Annotated in this window: 9 protein-coding genes and 4 tRNA genes; 6 read left to right on the forward strand and 7 right to left on the reverse strand. The window is 70.5% G+C overall.

The features are described from left to right. Window positions 1-13 precede the first annotated feature (13 nt). From ACIBI4_RS31590 to ACIBI4_RS31600, 3 genes are all read right to left on the reverse strand, one after another. Window positions 14-86: transfer RNA gene (locus ACIBI4_RS31590), tRNA-Lys, on the reverse strand. 147 nt (window positions 87-233) lie between these two features. Beyond that, a complete protein-coding gene (locus tag ACIBI4_RS31595; protein ID WP_399207615.1) occupies window positions 234-2,468 on the reverse strand; it encodes a DEAD/DEAH box helicase in 2,235 nt (744 codons plus the stop codon). A 262-nt stretch (window positions 2,469-2,730) separates the two neighbouring features. Beyond that, the gene (locus tag ACIBI4_RS31600; protein ID WP_399207616.1) at window positions 2,731-3,276 is read right to left on the reverse strand and encodes a hypothetical protein; all 546 of its coding nucleotides are present in this window, start codon (window positions 3,274-3,276) and stop codon (window positions 2,731-2,733) included. Between the two features lie 142 nt (window positions 3,277-3,418). Here ACIBI4_RS31600 and ACIBI4_RS31605 point away from each other — a divergent pair, with 142 nt between their 5' ends. From ACIBI4_RS31605 to ACIBI4_RS31625, 5 genes are all read left to right on the forward strand, one after another. Further along, window positions 3,419-3,769, forward strand: a complete 351-nt coding sequence (locus ACIBI4_RS31605; protein ID WP_399207617.1) for a metallopeptidase family protein — start codon at window positions 3,419-3,421, stop codon at window positions 3,767-3,769. Between the two features lie 66 nt (window positions 3,770-3,835). Then, window positions 3,836-5,422 (forward strand): metallophosphoesterase, encoded by a 1,587-nt coding sequence (locus ACIBI4_RS31610; protein WP_399207618.1) that lies wholly within the window; start codon window positions 3,836-3,838, stop codon window positions 5,420-5,422. A gap of 80 nt (window positions 5,423-5,502) precedes the next feature. After that, window positions 5,503-5,575, forward strand: a tRNA-Glu gene (locus tag ACIBI4_RS31615). Window positions 5,576-5,613: 38 nt separating this feature from the next. After that, window positions 5,614-5,688, forward strand: a tRNA-Asp gene (locus ACIBI4_RS31620). 23 nt (window positions 5,689-5,711) lie between these two features. Further along, window positions 5,712-5,785 (forward strand) — tRNA-Phe (locus ACIBI4_RS31625). Window positions 5,786-5,823: 38 nt separating this feature from the next. On the opposite strand, the gene ACIBI4_RS31630 is transcribed toward ACIBI4_RS31625, so the two are convergent. The 4 genes from ACIBI4_RS31630 to ACIBI4_RS31645 all read right to left on the reverse strand — a co-directional run bounded on the left by ACIBI4_RS31630 (window position 5,824) and on the right by ACIBI4_RS31645 (window position 8,602). Beyond that, window positions 5,824-6,669: a cytochrome c biogenesis CcdA family protein gene (locus tag ACIBI4_RS31630; RefSeq protein ID WP_399207619.1), complete on the reverse strand. Its 846-nt coding sequence runs from the start codon at window positions 6,667-6,669 to the stop codon at window positions 5,824-5,826. Then, the gene (locus ACIBI4_RS31635) at window positions 6,666-7,436 is read right to left on the reverse strand and encodes a DsbA family protein (protein WP_399207620.1); all 771 of its coding nucleotides are present in this window, start codon (window positions 7,434-7,436) and stop codon (window positions 6,666-6,668) included. Before ACIBI4_RS31635 ends, ACIBI4_RS31630 begins: the two co-directional genes overlap by 4 nt. A 56-nt stretch (window positions 7,437-7,492) precedes the next feature. Next, a complete protein-coding gene (locus ACIBI4_RS31640) occupies window positions 7,493-7,996 on the reverse strand; it encodes a hypothetical protein (RefSeq protein ID WP_399207621.1) in 504 nt (167 codons plus the stop codon). A 231-nt stretch (window positions 7,997-8,227) separates the two neighbouring features. After that, a complete protein-coding gene (locus ACIBI4_RS31645; protein WP_399207622.1) occupies window positions 8,228-8,602 on the reverse strand; it encodes a hypothetical protein in 375 nt (124 codons plus the stop codon). A gap of 132 nt (window positions 8,603-8,734) precedes the next feature. Here ACIBI4_RS31645 and hrpA point away from each other — a divergent pair, with 132 nt between their 5' ends. Continuing rightward, entirely contained in the window at window positions 8,735-12,667 is a 3,933-nt protein-coding gene (gene hrpA / locus ACIBI4_RS31650) for an ATP-dependent RNA helicase HrpA (RefSeq protein ID WP_399207623.1), read from the forward strand. The last annotated feature ends 91 nt before the right edge of the window (window positions 12,668-12,758 follow it).

Raw genomic sequence — 12,758 nt, forward strand, 5'->3', positions numbered from 1 at the left:
TGGGCTTTTCTCGTAGACCGTGTGGGACTCGAACCCACAACCAATGGATTAAAAGTCCACTGCTCTGCCAATTGAGCTAACGGTCCGCGTCGTTGCACCCCCGAGCATAGCCGGACCTCGGCGGTGAGCCGATCGGGTATCGGTGCGGCGTGGGGCGGCGTGCGGTGCCGCCTACGCGACGAGCGGGCCCACCTGCGTCAGGTGGACCCGCTCGTCGCGGTCAGCACTTACGTTCAGCCGTTGCGCTTCCAGCGCGGCTTGTCGTCACGGCGGCCGAAGGACGAACCGGAGCCGGAGCGGTGGTCGCCGCCGGAGCGGTGGTCGTCACGGCGGTTGAACGGACGGTCCGCACCACGGTGGCCGCCACGGTTGTCACGGCTGTCGCGGTTGAACGGACGGTCCGAGCCGCCACGGTGGTCACGGCGCTCGAAGGAACGGCCGCCACGGTCGTCGCGGTTGAACGGACGGTCGTTGTCCCGGCGGAAGCCGCCGCCGCGGTTGTCGCGGTCGTCACGGCGGAAGCCGCCGCGGTCGTTGTCACGGCGCTCGAAGGTACGGCCACCGCGGTCGTCACGGCGGTCGTCGCGGCGGAAGCCGCCACGGTCGTTGTCACGGCGCTCGAAGGAACGGCCACCGCGGTCGTCGCGGTCACGGTTGAAGCCGCCGCCACGGTTGTCACGGTCGCGGTTGAAGCCACCGCGGTCGTCACGACGCTCGAAGGAACGGCCGCCACGGTCGTCGCGGTTGAACGGACGGTCATTGTCCCGGCGGAAGCCGCCGCCACGGTTGTCACGGTCGTCACGGCGGAAGCCACCGCGGTCGTCACGACGCTCGTAGGAGCGCTCGGAGCGCTCGGAGCGGTCACGGCGCTCGTAGTTGCCGCGCTCGTCACGCCGCTGCTGCGGACGCTCGTAGGAGGAGGAGCGCTCCTCGCGCACCGGCTGCTCCGGCGCCTCGACGACGGCCTCGGCCTCGGCCACGGCGGCCTCCGCCTCGTTGACCGCGGCACGCTCGGCCACGGCCTCCGTCGGGTCGTCGCCGCGCTCGCGGGCGGCACGCGCGGTGAGGCGGTCGGCCTCCTCGCGCAGCTCGGTGGCGCGACGCTGCGCGCGCTCGAGCTCCTTGGTGAGACCGGTGACATCACGCTCGGCCTGCTGCGCGGCCTTGTCCGCGGAGTCGGCCTGGACCTCGGTCAGCGAACGGGCGCCGGTGATCTCGGCGACCTCCGGGTCGAAGGCACCGCCCTGGCCGATGAGGTGGCGCGAGGCGTCGACGCCCGCGTCCTCCATGAGACGGAAGATCTGACGGCGCTGGTGCGGCAGGGACAGGGACACGACCGTGCCGGAGCGGCCGGCGCGAGCCGTACGGCCCGAGCGGTGCAGGTAGTCCTTGTGGTCACCGGCCGGGTCCACGTTGAGGACCAGGTCGATGCCGTCGACGTGGATACCGCGGGCGGCGACGTCGGTGGCGACCAGGGCGTTGACGTAACCCTTCTTGAAGTCCTCGAGGACGCGGGTACGAGCGCCCTGCGTCATGCCGCCGTGCAGCGCGTCGGCCTTCACACCGGCGTCGCACAGCTGCTCGGCGATGCGGTCGGCGCCCAGCTGGGTGCGGACGAAGATGATGGTGCGGCCCTTGCGCGCGGCGATCGCGGCGGTGACCGGAGCCTTGTCGCGGGGCTTCACGATGAGGATGTGGTGCGTCATGGTCGTGACGGCGCCCTGGGCGGCGTCGACCTCGTGCGTCACCGGGTTGTTCAGGTAGCGCTTGACCAGCGTGGAGATCTCGTTCTCCATCGTGGCCGAGAACAGCATGCGCTGGCCGCCGGCCGGCACCTGGTCGAGCAGCTCGGTGACCTCGGGCAGGAAGCCAAGGTCGGCCATCTGGTCGGCCTCGTCGAGGACGGCGACCTCGATGTTCTCGAGCGAGCAGGCGCCACGGTTGATCAGGTCGCGCAGTCGGCCCGGGGTGGCGACGAGGACGTCGACGCCGCGCTCCAGCGCGTAGATCTGGTTGCCCATGGACGTACCGCCGCAGACGACCTTCATCCGCAGGCCCAGGACGTCGCCGTAGGGCTGGAGCGCGTCGGCGACCTGCATGGCGAGCTCACGGGTCGGCGTGAGGATGACACCGCGCGGCTTGTGCTTCTCGGTGGAGCCGCCCGCCAGACGGGACAGCAGCGGCAGACCGAAGGAGAGGGTCTTGCCGGAGCCCGTACGGCCGCGGCCGAGGATGTCCTTGCCGGCCAGGGCGTCCGGAATGGTCGCGGCCTGGATCGGGAAGGGGGTGGTCACACCGTTCTGCGCGAGCTTGCGCACGACGCCCTCGGGCAGGCCCAGGTCTGCGAAGGTGACCTCGGGCTCGGCGGGGGTCTCGTCTGCCTCGACCGCGAGGTCGGCGGTCTCGACGACCGCCTCGTCCTCGGCGGACGCGGGCATGACGGAGTGATCAGTACTGAAAGTGGACATGCGAAACTGCAACCTTCCGGAGTCTCGGCACGCGCCCATAACTCCGTGAGGTCACAACTTCGACCGCCTCAATGCGGTCCAGTCACGGCAAGGGAGAGTACGCGCCACGCGGCGCGCTCTCTGCTGGCGCCGGGCAAATGGGATCAAACGATCTACCACTGTACGCACCCCCCGTACCAAATGGCAAACCGATTCCCCTCAGGACCACCCGATCCGGGCCATTCCCGCAGGCCAGAGGCCCCTTCGGGGAGCTCGAACGGACCTACATGGGCCCACGCTGCGGCGAAGGCTCCCGCTCGTCGATCTCGGCGATCCGCTTCTCGTACGCCGTCTGCGTCTCCGGCGCACCCGCCGACCCGGTCGGCTGCGGCGTCGGCTCCTCGGTCGGCGTCGGAGTCGGCGAGGGCGCCGGCTCGGTGGGCTTCTCGGTGGGGGTCGGCCGCGGCGTCTTCGTACGGGTTTTCGTCGGCGTCGGCGAGGCGTCGTGACCGTCCTCGTCCGGCTCGTCGGACGGCCGCGCCTTCCCGGACTCCGAGGCACCGGGCTTGTCCGGCTTCCCCTTGTCCCCGCCCTCGCCGCCGCGCGCCGCGGGCTGCCCCCCGCGCGCACCGCCGGAGACCACCGCGCCCCCGTCGGGCGCCGTCCCGTCCCCGTGCCGCTCCGCGGAGCGCCCCGGCGCCGGCTTGCCCTCGTCGTCCCCGACGCTCACACACCCCGCGCTCGCCGCCACCACGAGCAGCACGGCGGCCCAGCGCAGCGGACGGCCGCTGCGGCCTGTCCGGCGGTCGGGAAGGGGGAGCTGGCGCACGACGGCACCTCCGGGGCGCGGCGATCGGGGTCGTGGTGCCCAACTCCCGTACGCCGCAAGAGGACACGCACTCCGGCGGGCCCGTGCACGGCCCGGGCGCCGGACCGACCCGAAAACCGGCCGTCTCACGGACAATGGCCCTGTGCTGGAGATGACACGTGAAGCGTTCGAAGAGCTGGTGAGCGAGGCGCTCGACCGGATTCCGCCGGAACTGACCCGGGTCATGGACAACGTCGCGGTGTTCGTGGAGGACGAACCCCCGGCCGACGACCCCGAACTGCTCGGCCTGTACGAGGGCACCCCGCTCACCGACCGCGGCGAGTGGTACGCGGGGGTGCTGCCGGACCGTATCTCCATCTATATGGGCCCGACCCTGCGCTACTGCGAGACCTCCGAGGACGTGGTCGACGAGGTCGCCATCACCGTCGTCCACGAGGTCGCCCACCACTTCGGCATCGACGACGAGCGCCTGCACGAGCTCGGCTGGGGCTGACAGGACCCGCCACAACAGGACAAAGGCCCGCATGGGCGGCGGCTCCCCTGGGCATACGTGCCCCTGATGGCACGCGACATAGCCGCCGCCATGATCCGCGTACGAAGAGTGCCGGGCGCTCTCGTACGGCACTACCGTGCGCGCCATCCCCACCCGGTCACCGAACTCGTCCACCCGCCGCATCCGTACGCCCGCGCCCTCGGCATGGTCGCCGTCGTCCTGCTCGGAGCGTGGCTCGGCCTGCTGATCGTGGGCAGTGTCCGGATCCCGGTCGGTCCGATGGACACCAAGATGACGCTGCGGCCGTCCGTCTCCGGCGGCACAAAGATCAACGTCTCGCCGCTCGGCGCCCTGGAACTGCAGTCGCACCGCGCCCCGCTCCGCCTCGACGTGGACGTCGACCGCCTCGACCCGGACCGCGCACAGGCTCTCGTCGACCACCCGGAGCGCTTCTCCGGACTCCAGGACGAGGTCACCTCGGACATCGTCTCCGGCACCCGCGACCTGGCCCTGCGCTCCTGCGTCGCCGTGGTCTCCGGCGCCACGATCCTCGGACTCGCCGTCTACCGCACCCCGCGCCGCGCCCTCGCCGCCGGCGGCACGGCCCTCGCCCTGCTCGCGGCCTCGGGCCTGTCCGCGTACGCCACGTGGAACCCGAAGTCGGTCCTGGAACCGAAGTTCTCCGGCCTGCTCGCCTCGGCCCCGTCCCTCGTCGGCAACGCGCGCAGCATCGTCACCGAATTCGACATCTACCAGAAGGAGTTGGCGCGCCTCGTCACCAACGTGACCCGGCTCTACGACGCCACGTCCACGCTCCCCGCGTACCAGCCGGACCCCGCCACGATCCGCCTCCTGCACGTCTCCGACATCCATCTCAACCCGGCCGCGTGGCAGATCATCGGCTCCCTCGTCGAGCAGTACGACATCGATCTGATCGTCGACTCCGGCGACACGATGGACCACGGCAGCGCCGCCGAGAACCCCTTCCTCGACCCGGTCGAGGACCTCGGCGCCCCGTACGTCTGGGTGCGCGGCAACCACGACTCGACGTCCACACAGAAGTACCTGGAACGCCTGAAGAACACCCATGTCCTCGACGAGGGAGACGCGGTGGACGTCGCCGGACTGCGGCTCGCCGGCATCGGCGACCCGCAGTACACCCCGGACCGCTCGGTCGCAGCCGAAGGCGATCCGGCCGAAGTCACCACAGGCCAGTGCCTCGCCGCGGCCCTGTGGCGCGAACGCTCCCGCGGCACCCCCGTCGACGTCGCCGTCGCGCACAACCCGGTCGCCGCCCGCGAGACCGACGGGGCGGTGCCGCTGGTCCTCGCCGGACACGTCCACCACCAGGAGATGGAGGTCATGGACCGCGGGACCCGGCTCCGTATCGAAGGATCGACGGGCGGCAGCGGACTGCGCGCGGTCGACAACGAGGGCGCCGACGCCGAACCCGACCCCATCTCCGCCTCGGTCCTCTACCTGGACCGTGAGACCCGTCGCCTCCAGGCCTGGGACGAGATCCGCCTCGGCGGCCTCGGCCTCACAAAAGCAGAGGTCAGCCGCCACCTCCCGGAGGAGAACACCCCAGGCGCGACCCCCACCCCGACCCTCCCGCCGACCCCCTCGGCCACGCGCTCCGCCGGGGGCCCGTAAACCGTTTTGGCGATAGCTCCCCCCATCCCATATGCTTCTCACGTCCCCGACGCGCTGAGAAGCGCCCAGGCGGGCCGATAGCCCTCATCGTCTAGCGGCCTAGGACGCCGCCCTTTCAAGGCGGTAGCACGGGTTCGAATCCCGTTGGGGGCACGCAACACACTGTGCGACACTTAGTCGCGCAACAGCTTGGTCCTGTGGAGCAGTTTGGAGTGCTCGCCACCCTGTCAAGGTGGAGGCCGCGGGTTCAAATCCCGTCAGGACCGCTGAGATTCCTCGTGAATCTCTCGGCTGGGTAGCTCAGTTGGTACGAGCGACCGCCTGAAAAGCGGTAGGTCGCCGGTTCGACCCCGGCCCCAGCCACAAGGAAGGCCCCGATCCTCGGATCGGGGCCTCTTTGTTTAGCCCTCGGCCGCCGCTCCCTCCCGTACGCGCCGACGCCACCCGCGTACCGCGAGGATCACCGCCGTGATCGCGGCCGCTGCCATCAGGAGCGCCCAGTCCGGGACCGTGCGGCCCAGGTCGCGTGCCCACTGCTCGACCTCGAACGAACTGTCCACGTCCAGGAGTCCGGGCAGGGCCGTGGTTCCGTCGAAGGCCAGGAACAGGGTGCCGAGGAGGATGAAGAAGAGGCCCGATGCCAGGGATGTGGTGTGGAGGGTGAGGCGGCCCAGGTGGAGTTCGCGGCCGCGGAGCCAGCGTCGGCGGCCCAGGGAGAAGCGGTCCCACAGGAGGGCCAGGAGGAAGAGGGGGGCCGCCATGCCCAGGGCGTAGACGGCCAGGAGTGCGCCGCCGTACGCCGGGCTGCCGCCCAGGGCCGCGACCGTCAGGACGCTGCCCAGGATCGGGCCCGCGCAGAAGCCCGCCAGGCCGTAGACCGCTCCGAGGGCGTAGACGGAGAGGGCGGAGGTGGGGCGGATGCGGCCCGAGAGTTCCGCCATGCGGCGGGAGGCGAAGCCGAGGCCGACGATCTGGAGCACGCCGAGCGCGATGATCAGCCAGCCGCCGGCCAGGACGAGCAGGTCGCGGTTGCCGTAGAAGAAGCGGCCCGCGTAGGAGCCGGCGGCGCCCAGGGGCACGAGCGTGGTGGCCAGCCCCAGGTAGAAGATGCCGGTACGGGCCAGCAGGCGGGTCGGGGAGTCGATCGTGTACGCGAAGAAGGCGGGCAGGAGCAGTGCGCTGCAGGGGCTGAGGAGCGCGAGCAGCCCGCCGAGGAAGGCCGCCAAGTAGCCGATGTCCGCCGTCACTTGGCGTCCTCGGCCGCGGCGAGCGCCTCGTCGATCGCCTGCGTGAAGGTTTCGGCCGGCTGGGCGCCCGCGATGGGGCGTCCGTTGATGAGGAAGGACGGGGTGGAGGTCGCGCCGAGGCCGTAGGCCTCTTCCTGGTCGCGGGTCACCGCCTTGCGGGCGGCATCGCTCGCGGCGTCCCGTACGAAGCGGTCCACGTCCTTGACGCCCGCCTCCTGTGCCAGGGCCTTCAGGCGTGCGTCACCGAAGCCCTTCTCCTTCGCGCCGTCCTCGTAGGCCGCCGCGTGGAACTCCCAGAAGCGTCCCTGCTGTCCGGCGGCCCAGGCACCGCGCGCCGCGGCCTCCGACTCGTCGCCGAAGATCGGGAAGTTGCGCCACTCGATCCGCAGCTTCCCCTCCTCGACGTACTTCTCGACGAGCGCGGGCTCGGTGTCGCGGGCGAACTTGCCGCAGAAGCCGCACTTGAAGTCCGCGTACTCGATGAGGACGACGGGCGCGTCGGCCGGGCCCTGCGCGAGCGGGTCCTTCGCGTCGCGGCGCGCGAGCTCGGCAAGCCCCGCGTAGGTGTCGTTCTGCTCCTGCTCCGCCTGTCCGGGCCGTGAGACGTCGGCGACCTTGTCGGAGCCGGACACGGCCGGGTCCTCGGGCTTGGTCGCGGAGTACGAGAACCAGCCGAGGAGCAGCGCCGCGGCGACGACCGAGGCGCCGATCGCGAGGTTGCGCCGCTTCGGGGCGGGGGTGGTGGGGGTGGTCTTGGACGACGACATGGGTTCTCCCGTACGGAACGAAGGAAGGAAAGAAGGAAGGCTGGAGGTCGGACGCGTCAGGCGGCTGCGGGCGCCGGGCAGGCGATCTCGCCCGCGAGCCGGCGCACCGTGGCGACGGTGAGCAGGGCGAGGGAGGCCACGGCGAGCGCCGGCTGCAGCGGTGCCCAGATCGTCAGCGCGCCCGAGGTGCCGAGCGCGAGCAGCACGAGCTTGTTGCAGACGGGGCAGCCGACCGCGAGGAAGGAGAGGACCGCGCCGGCCGAGCCGAGGCGCGTGGCCCGTTCCCGGGGGCGGCCCGTGCGGACGTACGTGGCGATCAGCAGCCCGGCGAGCAGCGCCGAGAGCGCGAACACCGGGTAGCTCCACCAGGTCGGCGGTATCTCGCGGCCGAACACGGGGTTGGGGATGAGGTCGGTCGGCAGCCCGAGCAGCAGCGCGCTCGGGACTGCGGCGGCCAGGGCGGTTGCCCAGCGGCGGGGCGTCCAGAGCCCGAGGGCGCCGTACGCCTGGCGTACGGGTGTGACGAAGGAACGCGCGGTGGTCCGCGCGGTGATGGTCATGCAGGTCTCTCCTGTGCGAACGCGGGGAGCAGGGCCCTGGAACAGCAGGGCGCTCTAGGTCCTGTCTGGAGTCCACCGTCGTCCGCGCGTAGCGCGGGCGCAGCGGCGTTCGGTGCGTGCGATCGGCGTGCGGTGCCGCAGGTCATGTGGCGGAGCCACCTGTCCTGCGGCACCGTGCGGCGAGCGTGCGTGCCGGGCGTCGGGGCGCAGGCGGTGGACTCCAGACAGGACCTAGACGCGCAGCACGGAGAGGGTGACGGGAGTGGGCGGATCGCCCGGCGGTGCACCGCGCTCCGGGGTGACGGTGAGGAAGGTGCCGTCGAGGACCGAGGCCCCGTCGGCCGCCGGGAGCGGCGCGGGCACCAGTTCCGCGGCGGATCCGGCGCGCGAGGGCGCCGACGGCTGCGAACCCTGTTCGCCCGTCTCGCCCTTGCCGCAGCCGACACCGCCGTCCTGGTCCACCGCCACGACCTGTGTGGCCGCCACCGAGGCGGCACCGCCCGAGGCCGCGCTCTGCCCGGCCGCGCACAGCACACCCACGACCGCGAGCAGCAGGCTCAGCAGCAGCGGCACCGCGTAGGTGCGGCGGGCGGGGGCGGCGGACATGACGCCCAGTGTGCCCTACGGGGCCGTCGGGTCCTGATACGGGGACACAGCTGCCACAAAGCCGCAGGCGCCGGAAAGCGGACAGAAATGCGTTCGCCAGTGCCGAGCGGCGGGTGAGATCCTGGAATCCGTATGTCTACTTCCTTCGACGATCTCGCCAAGCTCGTGAACGGCGAGACCTCGCTCCGCGATGCCCACCGCCTCGGCCGCCGGCTCGAGGGGGCCCGCCGTATCCGTAAGCCCGAGGCGCGGCAGGCCGTGTTCGACGAGATCGCCGGTGAGGCGGAGAAGTCCGCCGCGCGTATACGGGAGCGGCGGGATGCCCTTCCCGCGATCACGTATCCGGAGCAGCTGCCGGTCTCCCAGAAGAAGGACGAGATCCTCGAGGCGATCCGCGACCACCAGGTCGTGATCGTCGCGGGTGAGACGGGCTCCGGCAAGACGACGCAGATCCCGAAGATCTGCATGGAGCTGGGCCGTGGCGTGCGCGGCATGATCGGCCATACGCAGCCGCGGCGCATCGCGGCCCGTACGGTCGCGGAGCGCGTGGCCGACGAGATGAACACCCCGCTCGGCGAGGTCGTCGGCTGGAAGGTCCGCTTCACGGACCAGGTCGGCAACGCCACGTATCTGAAGCTGATGACGGACGGCATCCTGCTCGCCGAGATCCAGACGGACCGCGAGCTGCGCGCCTACGACACGATCATCATCGACGAGGCCCACGAGCGGTCCCTCAACATCGACTTCCTGCTCGGCTATCTCGCCCAGCTGCTGCCCAAGCGCCCCGACCTGAAGGTCGTCATCACCTCGGCGACCATCGACCCGGAGCGGTTCTCGCGGCACTTCGGTGACGCCCCGATCGTCGAGGTCAGCGGCCGTACGTATCCGGTCGAGGTCCGCTACCGCCCGCTCCTCGAAGAGGACAGCGAGGACTCCGACCGCGACCAGATCACCGCGATCTGCGACGCGGTCGAGGAGCTGCAGGGCGAGGGCAAGGGCGACATCCTCGTCTTCCTCTCCGGTGAGCGCGAGATCCGCGATACGGCGGACGCGCTGGAGAAGAAGAAGTACAGGTTCACCGAAGTACTCCCCCTCTATGCGCGCCTGTCGCACGCCGAGCAGCACCGCGTCTTCCAGCCGCATACGGGCCGCCGCATCGTCCTGGCCACGAACGTCGCCGAGACCTCGCTGACCGTCCCCGGCATCAAGTACGTGATCGACCCGGGCACGGCCCGTATCTCCCGCTACAGCCACCGCACCAAGGTGCAGCGCCTGCCGATCGAGGCGGTCTCGCAGGCGAGCGCCAACCAGCGCAAGGGCCGCTGCGGCCGTACGTCCGACGGCATCTGCATCCGGCTGTACTCGGAGGAGGACTTCGAGTCCCGCCCGGAGTTCACGGACGCCGAGATCCTCCGTACGAACCTGGCGAGCGTCATCCTGCAGATGACCGCGGCCGGCCTCGGCGACATCGAGAAGTTTCCCTTCATCGACCCGCCGGACCACCGCAACATCCGCGACGGCGTCCAACTCCTGCAGGAACTGCATGCGTTGGACCCCACGCAGAAGGACGTCCGCAAGCGCCTGACGCCGATGGGCCGCAAGCTGGCCCAGCTGCCGGTCGACCCGCGTCTGGCCCGCATGGTCGTCGAGGCCGACAAGAACGGCTGTGTGCGCGAGGTCATGGTGATCGCGGCCGCGCTCTCCATCCAGGACCCGCGCGAGCGCCCGTCCGAGAAGCAGACCCAGGCGGACCAGCAGCACGCCCGGTTCAAGGACGAGACCTCCGACTTCCTCGCGTATCTGAATCTCTGGCGCTACATCCGCGAACAGCAGCGCGAGCGCGGCTCAAGCTCCTTCCGGCGGATGTGCAAGCAGGAGTATCTGAACTTCCTGCGGATCCGTGAGTGGCAGGACATCTATACGCAGCTGCGGACCGTCGCCAAGCAGATGGGCATCCATCTGAACGAGGACGATGCACCTGACCAGCAGGTCCACCTCTCGCTCCTGGCCGGTCTCCTCTCCCACATCGGGATGAAGGACGTGAAGGACGGCGCGAAGAACGAGTACTTGGGTGCGCGGTCGGCGAAGTTCGCGGTCTTCCCGGGTTCGGCGCTCTTCAAGAAGACCCCGCGCTTCGTGATGTCCGCCGAGCTGGTGGAGACCTCCAGGCTCTGGGCGCGGGTCAACGCGAAGATCGAGCCCGAGTGGATCGAGCCCCTCGCGCAGCACCTGGTGAAGCGCACGTACTCCGAGCCGCACTGGGAGAAGGACCAGGCAGCGGTGATGGCGTACGAGAAGGTGACGCTGTACGGCGTCCCGATCGTCACCGAGCGGAAGATCAACTACGGGCGGATCGACCCCGAGGCGAGCCGCGAGCTGTTCATCCGCAACGCACTGGTCGAGGGCGACTGGCGGACGCACCACAAGTTCTTCGCGGACAACCGCAAGCTCCTGACCGAGGTCGAGGAGCTGGAGCACCGGGCCCGCCGGCGCGACATCGTGGTCGACGACGACGAGCTCTTCGACTTCTACGACCAGCGGGTTCCCGAGCACGTGGTCTCGGGCGCGCACTTCGACTCCTGGTGGAAGACGAAGAAGCGGGACGAGCCCGAGCTGCTCGACTTCGAGCGCTCGATGCTGATCCGCGAGTCCGCGGAGGCCGTCACCAAGGCCGACTATCCGGACTCCTGGCGCCAGGGCGCGCTGAAGTTCCGCGTGACGTACCAGTTCGAGCCGGGCGCGGACGCGGACGGTGTGACCGTCCACATCCCGCTGCAGGTCCTCAACCAGGTCACCGACGAGGGCTTCGACTGGCAGATCCCGGGCCTGCGCGAGGACGTGGTCACCGAGCTGATCCGCTCCCTGCCCAAGCCGATCCGCCGCCACTACGTACCGGCGCCGAACTATGCGAAGGCGTTCCTGGAGCGGGCGACGCCGCTGCAGGAGCCGCTGCCGGTGACGCTCGCGCGCGAGCTGAAGGGGATGGTGGGTGTCCCGGTCACGGCCGAGGACTTCGATCTCACCCGCGTACCGGACCACCTGAAGATCACGTTCCGGATCGTCGACGAGCGGCGCAGGAAGCTCGCCGAGGCCAAGGACCTGGAGGCCCTGCGCCTCCAGCTCAAGCCGAAGGCCCGCCAGGCCATCTCGAAGGCGGCGGCCGCGACGGCGGAGCGCTCGGGCGGCCCGTCGATCGAACGGACCGGTCTGACGGACTGGACGATCGCAACGCTGCAGAAGGTCTTCGAGACCCGCCGCGCGGGCCAGCCCGTGAAGGCCTACCCCGCGCTCGTGGACGACGGCACCTCCGTCTCCGTACGCCTCTTCGACACCGAGGCCGAGCAGCAGCAGGCGATGTGGCGCGGCACCCGCCGTCTGATCCTCCTGAACATCCCGGTCAACGTCTCCAAGTTCGCCTCCGGCAAGCTGACGAACCAGCAGAAGCTCACGCTCTCCGCGAGCCCGCACGGCTCGATCCCGGCGCTCGTGGACGACTGTGTGACGGCCGCCGCGGACAAGCTGATCGAGGGCTTCGGCGGTCCCGCGTGGGACGAGGAGTCGTACCGCAAGCTCTTCGAGAAGGTCCGCGCCGACCTCGTGGACGCGACCGTGCACACGGTCGGCCAGGTGCAGCAGGTGCTCGCCGCGTGGCAGGCCTGTGAGCGCCGTCTGAAGGCCACGCGCAGCGCGGTGCTGCTCGCGAACCTCCAGGACGTACGGAGCCAGCTGGACGCCCTCGTGAAGCCCGGCTTCGTCACGGCCGCCGGGCTGCGCCGTCTGCCGGACCTGATGCGCTACCTCGTGGCCGCCGACCGGCGTCTGCAGCAGATGCCGACCTCCGCGCAGCGCGACACCGCGCGCATGGAGAAGGTGCACGAGATGCAGGATGAGTACGCCTGGCTCCTGGAGCAGCTGCCGCAGGGCCGGCCGGTGCCGCGGGAGGTCCTGGAGATCCGCTGGATGATCGAGGAGCTGCGCGTCAGCTACTTCGCGCACGCGCTCGGCACGGCGTATCCGATCTCCGACAAGCGGATCGTGAAGGCGGTGGACGCTGCGGCCCCGTAGCGGGACCGTCGCGGTAAGTGAGTTCGACCGCCGGGCCTGCACTGCTGTACAGTCCTTCTCGCAGCGCAACGCAGGTCGGAGCGCCGCAAAA

This window comes from Streptomyces sp. NPDC050418 (assembly GCF_044458745.1).
Classification (GTDB): domain Bacteria; phylum Actinomycetota; class Actinomycetes; order Streptomycetales; family Streptomycetaceae; genus Streptomyces.

Excerpts from the sequence above, each read along its gene's own strand:
- ACIBI4_RS31595 (WP_399207615.1), bottom strand. The coding sequence starts at position 2,468 with ATGTCCACTTTCAGTACTGATCACTCCGTCATGCCCGCGTCCGCCGAG.
- ACIBI4_RS31610 (WP_399207618.1), top strand. The coding sequence starts at position 3,836 with ATGGCACGCGACATAGCCGCCGCCATGATCCGCGTACGAAGAGTGCCG.
- ACIBI4_RS31635 (WP_399207620.1), bottom strand. The coding sequence starts at position 7,436 with ATGTCGTCGTCCAAGACCACCCCCACCACCCCCGCCCCGAAGCGGCGC.
- ACIBI4_RS31640 (WP_399207621.1), bottom strand. The coding sequence starts at position 7,996 with ATGACCATCACCGCGCGGACCACCGCGCGTTCCTTCGTCACACCCGTA.
- ACIBI4_RS31645 (WP_399207622.1), bottom strand. The coding sequence starts at position 8,602 with ATGTCCGCCGCCCCCGCCCGCCGCACCTACGCGGTGCCGCTGCTGCTG.
- hrpA (WP_399207623.1), top strand. The coding sequence starts at position 8,735 with ATGTCTACTTCCTTCGACGATCTCGCCAAGCTCGTGAACGGCGAGACC.